General features: G+C 58.1%; 17 protein-coding genes. 5 read left to right on the forward strand and 12 right to left on the reverse strand.

Translation table 11 applies throughout. The features are described 5' to 3' along the window. From ACR0DY_RS04770 to ACR0DY_RS04780, 3 genes are read left to right on the forward strand one after another with little or no spacing between them, the layout of a single operon-like run. Nucleotides 1-1,539: a trimethylamine methyltransferase family protein gene (locus ACR0DY_RS04770; RefSeq protein WP_480484042.1), complete on the forward strand. Its 1,539-nt coding sequence runs from the start codon at nucleotides 1-3 to the stop codon at nucleotides 1,537-1,539. Next, complete coding sequence (locus ACR0DY_RS04775; RefSeq protein ID WP_480484041.1) at nucleotides 1,540-2,214, forward strand: TetR/AcrR family transcriptional regulator; 675 nt, start codon at nucleotides 1,540-1,542, stop codon at nucleotides 2,212-2,214. Continuing rightward, entirely contained in the window at nucleotides 2,211-3,515 is a 1,305-nt protein-coding gene (locus tag ACR0DY_RS04780) for an NAD(P)/FAD-dependent oxidoreductase (RefSeq protein ID WP_480897880.1), read from the forward strand. Before ACR0DY_RS04775 ends, ACR0DY_RS04780 begins: the two co-directional genes overlap by 4 nt. A 121-nt stretch (nucleotides 3,516-3,636) precedes the next feature. Here the strand turns inward: ACR0DY_RS04780 and ACR0DY_RS04785 are convergent, their stop codons facing one another. Beyond that, the gene (locus tag ACR0DY_RS04785; RefSeq protein WP_480484076.1) at nucleotides 3,637-3,999 is read right to left on the reverse strand and encodes a DUF3307 domain-containing protein; all 363 of its coding nucleotides are present in this window, start codon (nucleotides 3,997-3,999) and stop codon (nucleotides 3,637-3,639) included. A 187-nt stretch (nucleotides 4,000-4,186) separates the two neighbouring features. On the opposite strand from ACR0DY_RS04785, the gene ACR0DY_RS04790 reads away from it, so the two are divergent. Next, nucleotides 4,187-7,240, forward strand: a complete 3,054-nt coding sequence (locus tag ACR0DY_RS04790) for a cyclic nucleotide-binding domain-containing protein (RefSeq protein WP_480546281.1) — start codon at nucleotides 4,187-4,189, stop codon at nucleotides 7,238-7,240. A gap of 6 nt (nucleotides 7,241-7,246) precedes the next feature. Here ACR0DY_RS04790 and ACR0DY_RS04795 read toward each other — a convergent pair whose 3' ends face one another. From ACR0DY_RS04795 to ACR0DY_RS04835, 9 genes are all read right to left on the reverse strand, one after another. After that, a complete protein-coding gene (locus ACR0DY_RS04795) occupies nucleotides 7,247-7,534 on the reverse strand; it encodes an ArsR/SmtB family transcription factor (protein ID WP_480546283.1) in 288 nt (95 codons plus the stop codon). A 111-nt stretch (nucleotides 7,535-7,645) separates the two neighbouring features. Further along, entirely contained in the window at nucleotides 7,646-8,878 is a 1,233-nt protein-coding gene (locus ACR0DY_RS04800; protein ID WP_480546285.1) for a mandelate racemase/muconate lactonizing enzyme family protein, read from the reverse strand. Nucleotides 8,879-8,901: 23 nt separating this feature from the next. Next, nucleotides 8,902-9,996: a Zn-dependent alcohol dehydrogenase gene (locus ACR0DY_RS04805; protein ID WP_480546287.1), complete on the reverse strand. Its 1,095-nt coding sequence runs from the start codon at nucleotides 9,994-9,996 to the stop codon at nucleotides 8,902-8,904. Nucleotides 9,997-10,078: 82 nt separating this feature from the next. After that, entirely contained in the window at nucleotides 10,079-11,278 is a 1,200-nt protein-coding gene (locus tag ACR0DY_RS04810) for a TCR/Tet family MFS transporter (RefSeq protein WP_480546289.1), read from the reverse strand. A gap of 86 nt (nucleotides 11,279-11,364) precedes the next feature. Beyond that, nucleotides 11,365-12,081, reverse strand: coding sequence for an alpha/beta fold hydrolase (locus tag ACR0DY_RS04815; RefSeq protein ID WP_480546291.1), 717 nt, complete (start codon nucleotides 12,079-12,081; stop codon nucleotides 11,365-11,367). Between the two features lie 12 nt (nucleotides 12,082-12,093). After that, entirely contained in the window at nucleotides 12,094-12,882 is a 789-nt protein-coding gene (gene pcaD / locus ACR0DY_RS04820; protein ID WP_480484034.1) for a 3-oxoadipate enol-lactonase, read from the reverse strand. A 60-nt stretch (nucleotides 12,883-12,942) separates the two neighbouring features. Then, complete coding sequence (locus tag ACR0DY_RS04825; RefSeq protein ID WP_480484033.1) at nucleotides 12,943-13,917, reverse strand: threonine ammonia-lyase; 975 nt, start codon at nucleotides 13,915-13,917, stop codon at nucleotides 12,943-12,945. Beyond that, on the reverse strand, nucleotides 13,914-14,744 hold the full coding sequence (locus tag ACR0DY_RS04830; RefSeq protein ID WP_480546293.1) for an alpha/beta fold hydrolase: 831 nt from the start codon (nucleotides 14,742-14,744) through the stop codon (nucleotides 13,914-13,916). The genes ACR0DY_RS04825 and ACR0DY_RS04830 overlap by 4 nt, the downstream gene beginning before the upstream one ends. Beyond that, nucleotides 14,744-15,430, reverse strand: coding sequence for a haloacid dehalogenase type II (locus tag ACR0DY_RS04835; RefSeq protein ID WP_480546295.1), 687 nt, complete (start codon nucleotides 15,428-15,430; stop codon nucleotides 14,744-14,746). Before ACR0DY_RS04835 ends, ACR0DY_RS04830 begins: the two co-directional genes overlap by 1 nt. A gap of 126 nt (nucleotides 15,431-15,556) precedes the next feature. Here ACR0DY_RS04835 and ACR0DY_RS04840 point away from each other — a divergent pair, with 126 nt between their 5' ends. Beyond that, on the forward strand, nucleotides 15,557-15,985 hold the full coding sequence (locus tag ACR0DY_RS04840) for an FKBP-type peptidyl-prolyl cis-trans isomerase (protein WP_480546297.1): 429 nt from the start codon (nucleotides 15,557-15,559) through the stop codon (nucleotides 15,983-15,985). A 33-nt stretch (nucleotides 15,986-16,018) separates the two neighbouring features. Here the strand turns inward: ACR0DY_RS04840 and ACR0DY_RS04845 are convergent, their stop codons facing one another. Together ACR0DY_RS04845 and ACR0DY_RS04850 are read right to left on the reverse strand one after the other, a co-directional pair. Continuing rightward, on the reverse strand, nucleotides 16,019-16,198 hold the full coding sequence (locus ACR0DY_RS04845; RefSeq protein WP_267366102.1) for a hypothetical protein: 180 nt from the start codon (nucleotides 16,196-16,198) through the stop codon (nucleotides 16,019-16,021). A 58-nt stretch (nucleotides 16,199-16,256) separates the two neighbouring features. After that, a complete protein-coding gene (locus ACR0DY_RS04850; protein ID WP_267366101.1) occupies nucleotides 16,257-17,048 on the reverse strand; it encodes an enoyl-ACP reductase FabI in 792 nt (263 codons plus the stop codon). Between the last annotated feature and the right edge of the window lie 3 nt (nucleotides 17,049-17,051).

Raw genomic sequence — 17,051 nt, forward strand, 5'->3', positions numbered from 1 at the left:
ATGACGGCTCCGGACCGACGACGCCGAAGGCGAGGGGGCGAGGCTGCCCCGCAGCCCAGCCGCGACGTGAACTATCGCCAGCTCAGGAACCCTTTCCCTTTGATGGAGGTGTTCCCGGCTGACCAGATCGCGAACATGCACGAGACAGCGTTGCGTACGCTCGAGGAGTTGGGTGTAAAGACCTTGCTTCCCGAGGCACGCAAGCTGTTCAAGCAGGGTGGTGCGCGCATGGATGAAGACAGTGAAATGGTCTTTATCGGGCGCGAGATGGTTGAGGCTGCTGTTTCCTCGGCCCCCAAATCTATCGCTTGTCGCGCCGGTTCACGGCATCGGGATTTTACTCTGGAACTGGGATCGCTGGTTTTTCAACCAGGGGCAGGCGCACCGAACGCAACCGATCTGGAACGTGGCCGTCGCCCGGCGACGGGTCAGGATTATCTGGAGTTTCTGAAGCTCACCCATCATTTCGATGTGTTCCAGATGATCTCGCCTCAGGTTGAACCGCAGGATGTACCGACGCATTTGCGCCACTACTTCACGACACAGGCGCAGATGGAACTGACCGACAAGTTTCCGTTCCTCTTCTCGCGCGGCATGCCGCAGGTCATGGATTGCTTTGAGATGCTGTCCACGGCGCGCGGTCTGTCGGATGATGAGTTTCGGGGCAATGCGCATTGTTACACGATCATCAACACAAACAGCCCGCGCACGTTGGATATTCCCATGGCGCAAGGGCTGATCGACTTTGCGCGCCACGGTCAGATGTCGATCATCACTCCGTTCACTCTGATGGGGGCGATGGCGCCGATCACCGTGGCCGGGGCAATCACCCTGTCCCATGCCGAGGCGCTTGCCGCGCTGACCTTGACGCAGCTGGCCAGACCGGGCGCTCCGGTCTGTTATGGCACGTTCACCAGCAATGTGGACATGAAATCCGGCGCGCCTGCATTCGGGACGCCCTCGCATTTTCAGGCGTCACTGGCCGCAGGCCAGTTGGCGCGTCACCTTGGCCTGCCCTGGCGGTCGGCGGCAGGGTCGGCGTCAAACAGCAACGACGTACAGGCGGCGAATGAAAACCAGTTTGGCCTTTGGGGTTGCCTGATGGCCGGCGCGACTGTGATCATTCATTCAGCGGGCTGGCTGGAAGGGGGATTGACCGTATCCTTCGAAAAGCTGGTCTGTGATGCCGAGGTGCTGAACATGGTGGCCGAGCTTTGCGCAGGCGCGCAGGCGGGGCCTGCCGAGATTGGCTTTGACACCGCTTTAAGTGAGGTCGCGCCCGGCGGTCATTTCTTTGCCTGCCCCCAGACGATGGAGCGCTACACCACCGAGTTCTATCAACCGCATGTCCATGACTACGCCAATTTCGGCACATGGACCGAGCGAGGATCGACGGATGCCAACCAACGTGCAACGGGGGTTTGGCAGGGTATCCTGAACGATTTCAAGGCCCCCGCCATAGACAATGATCGTTTTGGTGCCTTGCAGGACTTTATCGCACGCCGCACCGCAGAGGGCGGGGCGCCACCGGAGAGTTGAATGAACAACAAACCTATCCTTCACCGCGATGATCCCGAGGCCGAGCCCCTGATCGGCAATATCAAGGTCACCCGCGACGACTGGCTGAATGTGGCGATGGACGTGCTGATTTCGGACGGGGTGGACCAGATCAAGGTTCTTAACCTGGCCGAGCGGATGGCCGTGTCACGTTCATCCTTCTACTGGTACTTCAAGTCCAGACAGGAACTTTTGGATGCACTGCTGGCGCGGTGGCAGGCGACCAATACGGTTGCGCTTGTAAAACAGGCCGAAGCACCAGCCGACACGATAACGGGCGCGGTCTGCAACGTGCATCGTTGTGTGGTCAATACGGATTTGTTTGACACCGCGTTGGACTTTGCCGTGCGCGACTGGGCGCGTAAATCGGGCAAAGTTCGCCGTGCGCTGGACCAGTCAGACACACGGCGGCTTGAGGCTTTGCACGCGATGTTCGCCAGATACGGCTATTCCGAGATCGAGTCCGAAACGCGTGCGCGCGTGCTGTATTACATGCAGATCGGATATGATCTGGCACAATTGAACGAACCCTTCGAGACGCGGATCTCGATGGTGCCGCATTACCTATACGCCTTCACGGGCGTCGAACCGAAACCCGAAGAAGTTGAAGAATTCAGCGCATATTCCCGGCGCTACTGGAAAGGAGACCCGACATGAGTCAACCAGACGCAATCATCATTGGTACCGGCGTGATCGGCGCGGCCATCGCGTTCGAAATGTCCAAGGCGGGTTGGAAAACCCTGTCTCTGGATCGCAACACACAGGTTGGACACGGTTCAACCGCCGGGTCCTGCGCGATCATCCGGATGCATTATTCCACCTTCGATGGAACGGCGTTTGCCTGGGAAGGCTATCATTACTGGCGCGACTGGGCTGACTATCTTGGACTGGCGGAGGGGGCCAATCTGGCTCAGTTCAGGGAAACCGGCTGCCTGGTTATGAAGACCGAGGCGAACGGGATGCTGGAAAAGCACATGCGCAATTCATCAGAACTGGATTGCCCGTTCGAAGAATGGTCGGGGGATAAAGTGGTTGAACGCCTGCCGGTTTATTCGCTGGACAGCTTTGCCCCGGCACGCCGCATGGATGACCCGGATTTCGGCCAGCCCAACGGGCGAAAGATGTCGGGTGGAGTGTACTGGCCTCAGGCGGGGTATGTCACCGACCCGGCCTTGTCGGCGCAAAACCTGATGGATGCTGCCAAACAGCACGGAGCCGAGGTTCGCACCAGTGCCGAAGTAACCGAGATCCTGACCGAGGATGGACGTGTTTCCGGTGTAAAACTTGCCTCAGGCGAAGAAATACGCGCAAGGGTTGTCGTGAACGTGGCCGGGCCGGGCTCGGCTATCATCAATGGGATGGCAGGCGTTCTGGATGACATGACCATCAAAACCCGCCCCCTGCGGCAAGAGGTCGTACATGTCCCTGCCCCGGAAGGGTTCGACTTTGAAAACGACGGAACCATCGTCTCGGACAGCGACATTGCCTGCTATTGCCGCCCGGAACACGGCAATCACATCCTTGTGGGATCAGAGGATCCGGAGTGTGATCCGCATCAATGGTGCGAGGATGACGTCACCTACAACCGCGAATTCACGGATCAATGGACCACACAGGCCATGCGATATGCGCAGCGCGTGCCTTCCCTTGGCATCCCATCGAAAACGCGTGGTGTGGTTGACCTTTACGATGCCTCAACCGACTGGATTCCGATCTATGACAAATCCAACCTGCCGGGGTTTTACATGGCCTGCGGATCCAGCGGGAACCAGTATAAGAATGCACCGATTGCGGGTAAGATGATGGCAGCCCTGATCGCATATTGCGAAGGCGGAGCGGATCACGACGCGGAACCGCTGCAATTCGAACTGCCTTATATTAAACGGACCATCGACGTGGGCTTTTACTCACGCAAGCGCCCGATCAATGAGGAAAGCAGTTTTTCGGTTCTGGGCTAGTCGGGTTTTGGCATCGATCAAAGTCGAGTGGGGCAGGTTAACAGCTTGCCTCGCTATGACCGGCCGAGGGATAGGCGCATAGCTTCCGGGCTGCGCATCGGACGGCATATCCTGATACGAGCTACGTTGCCGTGAAAGTCACCCAGGCCCAGACCATCGCCACATAGGTCAGGTTGTGCAGGCACTGGTCTAACCCAGCCGCACGCCAGAACGCGGCCTGCGTCGGCTCAAGCTGTTTCTTGTCTGAATAGCTAGCTTTCAAGAAATCGATATTGAAATGAATGACCCATTCAAGCAGTCCGACAATCAGGATGAACAATACCGGAGCGCCAAACGCGGCAAACACGATGACAGAGCCCGCAACATGTACTGCTGCGTGCTGCGCGCGTCCCAAGTGAAAATACTCGCCTCGGCCAGAGAGCATTTTCGGTGTCTGGAGGTAGTAGTCAGCGAACATGTGCTTGACCTGAAAAAGGCAAAGCATAAGTAACACCGCGCCAATACTGGCAGTCAAAAGAACCCTCCCGATATCGTTCTAAACTGACTTTAGGCAATAACACGGCCATGCGTAAATGAACTAGTTCACATAAGATAAAGAAAATTCTCGGGTGGGAAAAAATTTGCATAACGTGTCAGTATGGCAGTAAATTCAAACCGTTGAATCCGGGTGCGTGGCATCCGGGCCGCGTTATCAGCCAGCAGTAGGGGCAGGTTCCATAGAACGCACGATTTTCCGCTTTATCTGGAAATACTCCAAACGCGATCAGCTGATCCTGCTGGCTGTGACGGCGACGTTGTTTCCGCTGCTCTATCTTACGCTGGAGTTGCCCAAGCGTATCATCAACGACGCAATCGGTTCGACAACGGCCGAAGTGGATGTCTGGGGCTATACGCTTTCACAGACGAATTTCCTGATCATCTTGTGCTTTGTTTTCCTTGTTGCCGTGTTGGCGCACGGGCTGATGAAAATGCGCATCAACACCATGAAGGGTGTGCTGAGCGAACGCATGCTGCGACGGTTTCGGTATCAGCTGGTCAGCCGCGCGCTTCTTTTTCCGCAACCCTATTTCGAACGGGTCAGCCAGGGCGAAATGGTCTCGATGATCACAGCTGAGAGCGAACCGATGGGTGGGCTGATGGGCGATGCGATCAGCCAGCCGGTTCTGCAAGCCGGTCAGATGATTACCATCCTTTCTTTCCTGTTCTTGCAAAGCTTTTGGTTCGGGCTGGCCGCTGTCGCCCTGATCCCGGTGCAGGCCTGGTTAATCCCTAAATTGCAGCGTCAGATCAACCTGTTGAACAAGAAACGTATTCAGGAAGTTCGGGCGTTGGCTGCCCAGATCGGCGAAAACGCGGCAGGTGCGTCAACCCTCCGCAGCAATGGCGGCTGGCGCTATCGCCGGGCTATGATCTCCGATCAATTGGGGCGGCTTTTTGCGATCCGCTTTGATATTTACCAGAAGAAGTTCTTTATGAAATTCATAAACAACTTCATCTCGCAGCTGACACCATTCATGTTCTACCTGATCGGTGGCCTTCTGGTGTTGCAGGGCTCGGTTTCTTTGGGGGCGTTGGTTGCGGCGCTGGCGGCGTACAAGGATCTGAGCTCACCCTGGAAAGAGCTGCTGACCTATTACAACCAAACTCAGGACATGTCGTTGCGCTGGGATATCGTCGTTGACCGTTTCGATCCGGCTGGACTGAAGGACGAAGCGCTGTTCGAGGGCGAACCAGCAGAGCGCCCCCACCTCAGCGGCGATATAGCACTAAAGCACGTCTCGGTTCGCGACATGGACGGCAATCAGGTGCTGGATGATCTGAATCTGACTTTCCCCGGCGGCAAAACGATTGGTATCGCCGCACCCAGCGAAGAGGACCGTCGCGCCATGGGGGAGTTACTGACTCGCGAGATTTTGCCCGCTGCCGGCACGGTTCAGGTGGGGGATCTGAACCTGGCAGACCTGCATCAGGGCGTGGTGGCCGCACGTATCGGGTATGCCACATCCCGCCCGGTCATGTTTCAGGGAACGTTGGGTGACAACGTGATGATGCCGATGCGGTTCAAACCCTTGGCTGAATCCACAGATGACCCAGATTTTGCCGAGACCTTGCGGGCTGGAAACAGCATGGATCCGTTTAGGGTGGAATGGCTTGACCCGGCGCTGGCCGGGTTTGAAGACGCGACGGCGTTGCGCGATTGGTGGTTGCAACTGATTGATGGAATGGGGTCCGGGGCTGCCCTGTTCCGGCGTGGTGCTGAACAGAGCTTTGTTGCGACCGAACACTGCGAACTGGCAAAGAAACTGGTCGAGCTGCGCCCGCTTGTGCGGCAGGCGGTCCATGACGCGGGTCTTGAGCAGCAGGCGCTGATTTTCGACCGGAATGCTTACAACCCGGCGCTGCCTGTTGCAGAAAACCTGCTTTTTGCGACGCCTCGCGTGCCGGTGACGCAGGCTTTGCTTGCCCGGCAGAAGGTTTTCCTCATGCAGTTGCGAGAGTTGGGACTGGATGAGACGTTGATCGCCCTGACGCGTGACGTGATCGAGATGCTGCGCCAGATCTTCGGGTTCGACGGAACCGACCATCCGTTGTTCCGCAAGCTGGGTCTTGATGCAAAGACCTATGAGGCAGCTGTGGAGCTGGTTGAACAGACCCGCCAAGAGGGAACGTCAGGGCTGGATGACGAACAGCTGGCCAGTATGTTGGCCGTGCCTTTCGTCGTCTCGGCTGAACAGATTGGCCCGGCGTTCACGGATGAGCTGAAGGACCGCATTCTGGAACTGAGGCAGAGTCATTCGGACAAGCTGTTGGAAAGTCTCAAGGACGCTTTTGTTCCGCTGGACCCGGAAGATTTCGCGCCTGGATTGACGGTCATGGAAAACGCGCTGTTCGGCAAGGTCAGCCAGATTGGTGGCGCGCGATCGGATGAGGCCCGCAAGGTCATTGTGGACGTGTTGGAGGAGAACGGTGCACGCCCCTTGGTGGTCGAGCTGATTTATGACATTCCGGTTGCTTTGGGTGGGCAGGGCCTTCCGGCGGTCTTTGCCGAACCGCTGGCGTTTACCCGCGCGACAATCAAGAAGCCAGATATCCTGATCCTGGAGCAGGCATTGGCCAGTTACGACATGAAAACGCAGGTGTCGGTCTACAAGAAGCTGCGCGAGTTGTTGCCGGATGCCACGGTGTTCTACCTCAATGACCAGTTCGAAAACCCGGACGTATTCGACATGTTCGTGGAAATCCGGCAAGGTCGTGTCGTCTCGGACGGAGGACCGGTAGACGTGGGAAAGGACAGCGCATCTTCAGCAGACCTGGCGCGGAAACTTCGCGCGCTGGAGCAGACCCCCTTGTTTTCGGGGCTGGACCGGCGGCAATTGCGCCTTCTGGCTTTTGGCGCACAATGGTTCGATGCCAAGCCCGGTCAGGTGGTTTTCCTGAAAGATGATCAGCCGACCGACGGCGCGTATGTGGTGCTGGAGGGTGAAGCCGGCTTGTACCTGCCGCAGGAAGATGGCCCCGACCAGTTGATCACCACCGTGGGGCCGGGCGCATTGGTGGGTGAGCTTGGTCTGATCCGCAAAGAACCACGCGCGCTGAGCATGGTGGCCGAAACAAACCTATCCTGTCTTCGGATCGGTGAGGAAGAGTTCCTGGCCGTTGTGGAAAACGATGCGGCAACCGCGTTCAAGCTGATGCAGGTGATCGCCGGTTACGTGTCCAATTAGGAGCGATCAGTTGGCAGGTTCGCAAAACAGATCGTACAGCAGACCGATCATCTGCGCTGCATTCCCATCGCGCAGCGAATAATAGATCGTTTTGCCATCTCTTCGGGTGGTGACAAATCCTTCCTCCCGCAGACGGGCCAACATTTGGCTGACGGCGGCTTGCCGCAATTGAAGCAAATCCTCAAGCTGGCCTACCGATTTCTCACCACTCCCGAGGTGGCACAGGATCATCAGGCGCCCTTCATGCGCCAGTGTCTTGAGAAATGCAGCCGCGCGGGCTGCATTTTCTTTCATTTCAGATGGTGTGTCCGAGGTGTGTGCCTGAGGTTCGGTTTCTAGGAGTGTCACATTTTGACCGTTGTTCCGTTAATCTTGGGTTAATATGCCTCAAACACGTCTATGTTGTCACCCCTCGGTTGCAGGGGCACCGCCCTGAAAAGCATTGCCGTTAACGTAATCGCAGGGCTCCTCCTGCATTTGCAGATGCAAACCACGACCTTCATACGGGTGCGCGCGGGCCAGGTCTTCGTCGACATCGATCCCAAGTCCTGGACCGGTCGGAGCGATCACAAAGCCGTCCTCTACCTGAATGGACCCTTTGATCAGCTGATTGTGGAACGGTGTTTCAATGGTTTCCAGCAGCAGCAGGTTCGGGATCGACGCGGCCAGGTGGACATTGGCGGCCCATTCGACCGGTCCTGCATAAAGATGTGGCGCCATCTGAGCATTAAATATCTCTGCTATGGCGGCGACTTTCTTCATCTCCCAGATTCCGCCGGCTCGCCCCAGCGCCGGTTGCAGGATTTCCGCAGCCCCGGCGCGCAGAACGGCTCCGAACTCAGCCTTGGTTGTCATGCGTTCTCCGGTGGCGATGGGGATACGGACGTTGCGGGCGACACGGGCCATGTCCTCGATCATATCAGGTGGCGTGGGTTCTTCGAACCATAGGGGCTGGTATGGTTCCAGCGCCTGCCCCAACCGGATGGCTCCAGCCGTGTTGAACTGACCGTGTGTGCCAAACAGCAGGTCGGCCTTGTCCCCCACCGCATCGCGAATTGCCTTACAAAAGGCGACGGACATGGAAATGTCACTCATCGCGGGCATGTGGCCGCCACGGATCGTATAGGGGCCTGCCGGGTCGAATTTCACCGCGGTATAGCCGCGCCGCACCATTTCGGCAGCTGTTTCACCCGCTTGTTCGGGAGAGGTCCAGAAGTCGGTCAGATTGTGATGCGGCAAAGGGTAGAGGTAAGTATAGGAGCGAATTCGTTCGTTCACCTTGCCGCCCAACAGCGCATAAACCGGGCGGTCGCGATCCTTGCCCAGAATATCCCAGCAGGCGGTCTCTAACCCCGAGAATGCGCCCATCACCGTCAGGTCGGGGCGCTGCGTGAAACCGCTGGAATAGGCGCGACGGAACATAAGTTCGATGTTTTCGGGGTTCTCGCCCAGCATGTGCCGTTCGAACACATCCCGAATGACGTGGCGCATCGCCTCGGGTCCGACGGACGAGGCATAGCATTCGCCCCAACCGGTGATGCCGGTGTCAGTCGTCAGTTTAACCAATATCCAGTATCGCCCCCCCCAACCCGGAGCGGGTGGGGCGGTGACGATGATGTCGAGATCCTGCAGTTTCATCTCAGTTCCTCCGAGCCGGGGGATCAGGTTCTGTCGAACAGGATCACGTTGCGCTTGGCAGATCCGGTTTTGGTATCGGCAATGGCCTCGTTGATCTGGTCCAGCGACCAGCGGCCCGAGATCAACTCGTCCAGTTTCAACCGACCCTGCTCATAAAGGTCAATCATCCATGGGATGTCCCGCTGAATAACCACATCACCCATTTTCGAGCCGACAACACCCTGCCCCAGGGCTGCCAGAACAACCGGTTCATAGCTGGCCATGCCGCCCGAATGCGGCATTCCGATCATGATGGCCTTGCCGCCGCGGCCAAGATAGCGCGGGGCCTGATCATAGGCGGCGATTGCGCCGACCGTAATCAGAACCGCATCGGCCCCGCGCCCGCCAAGGGCTTTGAACGCTGCTTTCCAGGGCTCTTTCAGGCTGGCCAATACGCCATGGGTCGCGCCGAATTCCTTTGCGATTTCCAGTTTTTCTTCTGTCATGTCGACGGCCACGATCCGTCGTGCACCGGCGATCCGTGCGCCCTGAATGGCGTTCAGGCCAACACCACCCGCGCCGATGACCACGACATCCTGACCCGGACGCAAATTGGCCGCGTTTACCGCAGCACCAACCCCGGTGATTACCCCGCAAGACAGAAGGCTAGCCAGGTCTTTGGGCAGGTTTTCGGGGATCCTGACGATTTGCCGATGGCTCACCACGACCTTTTCGGCAAAAGCGCCGCAGGCCATGGCCTGTTCCAGAGGACTACCGTCAGCCGTTTTTAGCGGGCCTTTGACGGTGTCGTACGGTGTTTCGCAATTTGTCGGGTGCCCTCCGGCACAGGTGGGGCAGGACCCGCACGCGCGGATCAGCGTTACAACCACAGGCTCGCCAATCCTGAAGTCACCGGCGGCCTCTCCAACTGCGGAGATCACGCCTGCGGCTTCGTGGCCGTAAACGGCGGGCAGAAAGCCGCCCCAGGCACCTTCGGCATAGGATATGTCCGAATGGCAGATGGCTACTGCATCCAGCGTCACTTCGACCTCGCCCGTGCCGGGGGGTGCCAGCTGAACCTCTTCGATAACCAAGGGTTCGCCGAATGCCCGGCAGACTGCGGCTTTGATTGTTTGCATGTTTTCCCTCACTTCCGTTGGGCCCACGGTGGCGTGGGATAGGATTGATCGCAAGGCAGAAACCGTCATGTGTGTGTCGTTGTTAAGCCACGACAGGCGGGGACCGGCGAAACAACACAAACCCGGCCAGCATCAGCGCCAGCGCCAGCAGGAACGGAGCACCCGGCAAGTACAGCGGTGTGTCAGGGCGAATGAATTGCGCAAATACGCTGGTCATGACCAAGGGCGAAATGACCATCGAAAGCGCGTGGAGCGCGGACAATACACCCTGCAACTCTCCTTGCTGCGAATCCGGTGTCGCTTTGGACATCATTGCCTGAAGTGCTGGTGTGGTGATTGCCCCGATTGCAGTGATTGGGATGAACAAAAGTGCAATGAACCCGTTGGTCAGAAAGGCCAGAATTGCGAAACTGAGGATTTCAAAACCCATCCCGTAGATAATGGCACCCCGCTCGCCGCACAATCGGATTGCGGGGCGGATCAGACCGCCTTGCACAACGGCCATGCCGATCCCATAGACGCCCAGTGACAGGCCGATCATCTGAGGGGGCCAGCCGAACCGCTCGGTGGTGAAAAAGGACCAGATAGCGGGGTAGACGTAGATTGAGACCGAATACAGAAAGTAGACCCACAGCATAGGTCGGATACCGGGCAGTGCAGCAATGGCGCGCAGCGAATTCACCGGGTTGGCGCGGCGCAAGTTGAAGGCGCGCCGGGTCTTGTCGGTTACGGTTTCAGGCATCACGAAACAGCCTACGGCAAAGATCAGTGCCACCAGTCCTGCCGCAGCCCAGAACGGGGCACGGGTTCCATATTCGCTGAGCAATCCGCCGATCACCGGGCCGAGGACAAAACCCACGCCAAAGGCCGCGCCCAACAGGCCAAAGTTCGCGGCCTTGTCCTTGGGATCGGAGATATCCGCCATGAACGCGGCAGCGGTGGAATGTGTGGCTGCGGTTATACCGCCGACAATACGACCGGCCAGCAACAGCCAGATACTGCCCGCCACTGCCATAACCATATAATCAAGCGCCATGACGAACAGCGACAGCAGCAGCACAGTTCTGCGGCCATAGGCGTCGGACAGGTTTCCAAGGATTGGACCAAAGATGAATTGCATCGCCGCAAAAGCGGTACTCAGCACTCCACCCCAGATCGCCGCATTGGCAAGCGAACTGCCCTGCACATCAACAATCAGTTGCGGCATGATCGGCATAACCAGACCAATGCCCATTGCGTCGATCATGACGATGCTGAGGATGAAGAGTGATGGCAGGCGCATGGAACTCGGGCTGGTGATCTGTTCGTGGCACCCTAGGCACAGTCACCGAATGTGGGAAGACAGAGTTTTGCGTGCAGTCCGCCGCATCACTCAAATTTGCTTGCCAATTCGCTCAGCAATCCGGCCAGTTCCTGTGGATGCGAGAAAAACGGAGAATGCGAACTGTCGATGGTTCGTCGCAGGTCCTTCGGGATAAACGCGCACATGTCCGCCTGATATTCCGCGGGGATCGTTCGGTCATCTGTGGTGCGGATATAGGCCTTGGGCACTTCGTTGAAATTCGTGCCGACCGGCAGTGGTGTTTCCTGGGGGCGAATGGCCTGTGGGCACAGGCGCGCATAGGCGTAAGGCAGGATATCGTCCGGGCAATCGTGGTAGAACAGCTTTGGGATGGCATCTACCGACACGGTGTAAGACAGCCCGTCAGACGATTTGTCAATCGCGTGGGCAATTGTCTGCTGCGGGCCGCGTCTGCGCATTTCTGCCAGCGAAAGGCCATCGTGAGGCACGTAGGCGCACAGAAAGATCAGGGCGCGCATGGCGTCCGGTCGAGCTTCGGCGGCGGCGCTGATCGGATACCCGCCCCACGAGTGACCCACGACAATCGTATCGGGCGTACAGGCGTTCAGAACGGCATCGCGGCAATTTTCCAGCGTCACCTCGGACACCGGCGTTGGATCTGCACCATGGCTGGGCAAGTCGATGGCCCGGGCCGAATGTCCCAAAGCTTCCAGCGCGGGGATCAGGTCGCGCCAGCACCAGGCTCCGTGGCAGGAGCCGTGGACCAACAGGAAAGACGCCATCGCTGTTCTCCTTCAGATATGCCCGATATCGGTCAGAAACCGGGTCAGGATTGCTGCGTATTCTGCGGGTTTCTCGACGCAGGGCAAATGGCCAGCTCTGCGGATCAGTTCGAACCGCGATCCGGGGATCAGGTCGACAGTTTCGCGCACCAGATCGGGCGGGGTCGAGCCGTCCTCGCTTCCAGCGATGCCAAGCGTGGGAAGGCGCAGGCCGCTTGTGGGTGTATAGAAGTCGGTCCCGGCGACGGCAGCGCAACAGCCCAGATATCCGTCAAGCGGTTGGCTGATCATCATATCGCGCCATGGCAGGTGGTTTTGCGCTGCGCGGAAATCACGGGAAAACCAGCGTTCCATCGGGGCGTCTGCCACCGCTTCAATCCCGCCGCGACGCACAGCGTCGATCCGATCCTGCCAGACTGCGGGAGTGGCGATTTTGGCAGCGGTGTTCGACAGAACCTGCGCACGTATCTGATCCATACGTTTGACGGCCAGCCCCTGTGCGATCATCCCGCCAATGGACAGGCCGACAAAAACGCAGTCGCGAACCTTCAGGTGATCCAGCAGCGACTCGGCATCGCGGATCAGGGCGCCCATAGAATAAGGCGCCGGTGGAACCGAGGATTGCCCATGCCCGCGTTTGTCATACCGGATGATACGCAACCCTTTGGGCAGGTGCGGTAACACTGCGTCCCATATGTGCAGGTTTGTTCCCAATGAGTTGGCAAAAACCAGTGGCGCGCCGTCCGCCGCACCATCGACACGGTAATTCAGTTTCACGTCGCCCAGATCAGCGATCATCATGACTCAGGTCCTTGCAGCCCCGGCGTTCCAGGTGCAACTTGCACAGGTTTGGGATGCCTGTCAGGTCAGGAATTCCAACGCCCTGGCAAAAACATCCGGATCGACGTTACCACCCGATGTGACCACGATCACGTCGTCGCCCTCAATCTCGTCGCCCCGGAACAGGGCCGAGGCCAATGCGACTGCGCCGCCGGGCTCCAGCACGATCTTGAGGCGCAGGAAAGCAAGTGCCATGGCCCGCAGGGCCTCTTCTTCGGTCACCGAAATACCGGGCCCGCAAAGACGGTTTAGGATGGGAAAGGTGATGTCGCCGGGTTGCGGTGTCAGGATGGCATCGCAAATATTGCCTGATGCCGCGTTGTTGTTCTGAATCCGTCCTGTCGCCAGTGATCGTTTGACGTCATCGAACCCTTCCGGTTCGCACGGGCGTGCCCTTAGGTCGGGGGCGTGTTTTTCCAATGCCAGTGCAATGCCAGAGGTGAGGCCGCCACCGCCGCAACAGACCAGAACATCCGCCTGAGATAACCCAAGTTCCGCGGCCTGTCTGGCGATTTCCAAGCCGGTGGTACCTTGCCCGGCAATCACCTGAGGTTCGTCATATGGCCGGATCAGAGTCAGCCCGCGTTCGGCGGCGATGGTCTCCCCGATCTCTTCACGGCTTTCGTTTGCACGGTCGAAAAGAACGACCTCACCTCCAAGCGCGCGGGTGTTTTCGATTTTCAGGTGTGGCGCGTCCGACGGCATGACAATGACCGAAGCAATACCGTGTTTCGCCGCCGCCATCGCAACGCCTTGTGCGTGATTGCCCGAAGAATATGCAATCACGCCGCGCTGGCGTGTGTCTTCATCCAGCGCGGATATGGCAGACCAAGCTCCCCGAAACTTGAAACTGCCCGTATGTTGCAGGCATTCCGGCTTGACCCAAATCCGGCGCCCGGCGATCGCGTCTAGAAATGGCGACGACAGAATTGGTGTCTCGCGGACATGTCCTTTAAGCCGTATGGCCGCGGCTTCGATCATTTCAAATGTGCTCATGCAGCGTTCTTCAATACCTTTTTGATGACATCCAGAGATTGCGGCTCATTCAGGAATGGAACATGCCCGCGATCCGGTACTTCGGCCGAGATCAGACCGGGATGCCGCCGGTGCATCTTAGCCAGTGTTTCTGCGCTCAGAACGTCCGAGTTTGCGCCCCTGATCGCGCCGCATGGAATATTGCGCAGCGCTTCAAAAAACAACCAATAGTCGGGTATAGCACCGCTCGCGGCCTGTTCCAGAAGCGCCTTGCGCAGGGCCGGATCATAGCGCAGCGCCAGCCCGTCCCTTTGTTGTTCGTATTGAATTTCGGCCTGTTTGCGCCAGATCTCCAGCGGAACTCCGGGGAATTGCGGCTCCATCATATGTTTCAGGGCAGCAGCAGCTTCGTCATAGGTTTTCGCGGCGGGTTGTGCGCCCACGTAGGCCATGATCTTGGCGATGCCTGACGTCTCGATGACCGGCCCCACATCGTTCAGAATCACACCGGCCAAACGTTCGGGGTGGCTTGCCGCCAACGCCATGGCAATCAGCCCGCCCCGCGAGGTGCCCAGAATGACCGCTTTTTCGATGCCCAGAATATCCAGCAGTTCAATCGCGTCATGGGATTCACGAAAGACGTTGTAATTCATGAAATCGGGGTCGTAGTCCGAGCGACCGCGCCCCCTGTAATCCATAGCAATCATGCGCGGCTCAGTGGCATGTGGTGCAAAATACGAGAAATCCCGGCTGTTTCTGGTCAATCCGGCCAGACACAAAAGCGGCGTGCCCGATCCATGGTCTTCGAAATAGATGCGCTTGCCGTCCGAAGTCGTGAAGTCCGGCATCAAAGACCAGCCAGTTTGGGAATGGTGGTCAAGTCAGACAGTACATGCGCTGGCGTCCACGGCAGCCGGTCCATTGGTTCCCCAATCCGATTGACCCAGGCGGTGACAAAACCATAACCGCTGGCCCCTGCGGCATCCCAGCCGTTTGAACTGACGAACAAGACCTCGTTGCGGGCGCAGTCAAACCTGTTCTGAACCAGATCATAGACACGGGAATGGGGCTTGAAGACCCCAACGCTTTCGACCGACAGCACGTCATCCAGCACATCGCCGATCCCGGCGGATTGAACAGCACCGTCCAGCATGGGCGGTGATCCGTTGGACAGGATGGCAGTCTGCATCCCGCCATCCTTGAGGGCTTTCAGCATGACAGGAACTTCGGGATAGGCCTGTAACTCCCAATAAAGATCCAGCAGGCGTTGGCGCAATTCTGGGTTGCCCTGGAGGCCGGCAGCTTCCAGCGCCCAGTCCAGCCCGTCCTGCGTGACATCCCAAAAATCCGCATGGGCATCCGCCACAGCACGCAGCCATGTGTATTGCAATTGCTTCAGGCGCCAATGCCCCGCGACCTCGGGCCATTTGTCTTTCAGGGCTTCGAACCCCGGCTCGCCTGCTGCCTGCCGGGCGGCGGCCGCAACATCAAACAGCGTTCCGTAGGCGTCGAACACGCAGATCGTGATTGCCATATGACCCTCCTTTGATTGCGCGCAGGTTGGCACAACGCGAAAGGGGGGGGAAGGGCCAAGGGTTTACAACTTTGTGTCAATCTCTAGGGTTGGCCGCTTAACCCCTAAAAACGGCCGGAGGCCACTATGACCGAAATCAAGCAAGGTGACACGGTTCGCATCCATTACACAGGGACATTGTTGGATGGCAAAGTCTTTGACAGTTCGGATGGGCGCGATCCGTTGGAGTTCGTGGTAGGATCGGGCCAGATCATTCCCGGTCTGGACAGTGCCATGCCCGGTTTGTCCGCAGGTGACAAGAAACGGGTCGAGATTGCCTGTACCGACGCCTACGGCCCGATCAACCCTGCGATGCGTCAGGAAATCCCCCGCGAGGGTATTCCCGAGGATATTCCGCTGGATCCGGGCACTCAACTGCAGATGCAGACACCAGACGGTCAGGCCGTACCTGTGACAGTTGTGGACGCCAACGAAGCGATTGTGACCCTGGATGGAAACCATCCGTTGGCCGGTCAGGATCTGGTGTTTGAGATTGAAGTCGTCTCGATCAATTGAGACATAGTTCGGGTTGGAACGCCCGCCCGGGCTTCAGCCGATCAAAGCTTCAACAGCTGCGCGCACCTGTGGCTGGGTGAAAAAGACAAACACCAGCAGCAATGATGTCAGCGCGAGCAGCAGCACTCTGGCCCGCTGGCTGAGGAAACCGGACTTTTTCCGGCTTTGCACTGATCGTGCGTTGTTTGCAATGATTTGATCTAGCTTGCTCATACCGAAGTCCTGCCGCCCAAAGATGGTGAAATCTTGGCGGCGGCAGGGAAAGATATGGTCACATGAAATCGGGTTGCGGCATGCCCAGTACGTGGAAACCCCCATCAACGCGGATGATTTCGCCAGACGTGCAGGCTCCCGCATCAGATGTCAGGTAAACTGCGGTCCCGCCAACAGCTTCCAGAGTGGCATTCGAACGCATCGGCGCATTCTGATCGCAGAACTTATATGTCCTGCGCGCCCCGCCAATGGCGGCACCGGCAAGGGTTTTCATCGGTCCCGGTGAGATTGCGTTCACGCGGATACCATCCGGGCCAAGGTCATTGGCCAGATAACGGGTCGCCGATTCCAGCGCCGCCTTGGCAACACCCATGACGTTGTAGTTCGGTACCACCCGGTTTGATCCCTGATAAGTCAGCGTCAGCAGCGAGCCCCCATTGTCCTTCATCATCGGATAGGCGCGGCGTGCTACCTCGATGAAAGAATAGGCCGACACGTCCATCGAGTGTTTGAAGTTCGCCCGCGTGGTATTCAGAAACCGGCCTGTCAGCTCGGATTTATCCGAATACGCAATGGCATGAACAACAAAGTCGATGGTGGGCCAACGCTGAGCCAGCTCACCAAAGGCACGGTCCAGTGACTCGTCGTCGGTCACATCGGCATCCACCATGAAATCGCTGCCAAGGCTTTGAGCGAGAGGTTCCAGCCGTTTGCCGAACGCCTCGCCCTGATAGGTGAAGGCCAGTTCTGCGCCTGCCTCGTGCATGGCCTTGGCAATGCCCCACGCGATTGAGCGGTCATTGGCCACGCCCATGATCAGTCCGCGCTTACCTTTGAGAAGATCCGACATCAC

The organism is Ruegeria sp. O6 (assembly GCF_056535045.1).

What these genes read in the sequence shown, in the direction of transcription:
- ACR0DY_RS04845 (WP_267366102.1), bottom strand. Translation starts at nt 16,198, where the DNA reads ATGAGCAAGCTAGATCAAATCATTGCAAACAACGCACGATCAGTGCAA.
- ACR0DY_RS04840 (WP_480546297.1), top strand. Translation starts at nt 15,557, where the DNA reads ATGACCGAAATCAAGCAAGGTGACACGGTTCGCATCCATTACACAGGG.
- ACR0DY_RS04785 (WP_480484076.1), bottom strand. Translation starts at nt 3,999, where the DNA reads ATGCTTTGCCTTTTTCAGGTCAAGCACATGTTCGCTGACTACTACCTC.
- ACR0DY_RS04770 (WP_480484042.1), top strand. Translation starts at nt 1, where the DNA reads ATGACGGCTCCGGACCGACGACGCCGAAGGCGAGGGGGCGAGGCTGCC.
- ACR0DY_RS04780 (WP_480897880.1), top strand. Translation starts at nt 2,211, where the DNA reads ATGAGTCAACCAGACGCAATCATCATTGGTACCGGCGTGATCGGCGCG.
- ACR0DY_RS04800 (WP_480546285.1), bottom strand. Translation starts at nt 8,878, where the DNA reads ATGAAACTGCAGGATCTCGACATCATCGTCACCGCCCCACCCGCTCCG.
- pcaD (WP_480484034.1), bottom strand. Translation starts at nt 12,882, where the DNA reads ATGATGATCGCTGATCTGGGCGACGTGAAACTGAATTACCGTGTCGAT.
- ACR0DY_RS04795 (WP_480546283.1), bottom strand. Translation starts at nt 7,534, where the DNA reads ATGAAAGAAAATGCAGCCCGCGCGGCTGCATTTCTCAAGACACTGGCG.
- ACR0DY_RS04775 (WP_480484041.1), top strand. Translation starts at nt 1,540, where the DNA reads ATGAACAACAAACCTATCCTTCACCGCGATGATCCCGAGGCCGAGCCC.
- ACR0DY_RS04830 (WP_480546293.1), bottom strand. Translation starts at nt 14,744, where the DNA reads ATGCCGGACTTCACGACTTCGGACGGCAAGCGCATCTATTTCGAAGAC.
- ACR0DY_RS04805 (WP_480546287.1), bottom strand. Translation starts at nt 9,996, where the DNA reads ATGCAAACAATCAAAGCCGCAGTCTGCCGGGCATTCGGCGAACCCTTG.
- ACR0DY_RS04835 (WP_480546295.1), bottom strand. Translation starts at nt 15,430, where the DNA reads ATGGCAATCACGATCTGCGTGTTCGACGCCTACGGAACGCTGTTTGAT.
- ACR0DY_RS04825 (WP_480484033.1), bottom strand. Translation starts at nt 13,917, where the DNA reads ATGAGCACATTTGAAATGATCGAAGCCGCGGCCATACGGCTTAAAGGA.
- ACR0DY_RS04810 (WP_480546289.1), bottom strand. Translation starts at nt 11,278, where the DNA reads ATGCGCCTGCCATCACTCTTCATCCTCAGCATCGTCATGATCGACGCA.
- ACR0DY_RS04850 (WP_267366101.1), bottom strand. Translation starts at nt 17,048, where the DNA reads ATGTCGGATCTTCTCAAAGGTAAGCGCGGACTGATCATGGGCGTGGCC.
- ACR0DY_RS04815 (WP_480546291.1), bottom strand. Translation starts at nt 12,081, where the DNA reads ATGGCGTCTTTCCTGTTGGTCCACGGCTCCTGCCACGGAGCCTGGTGC.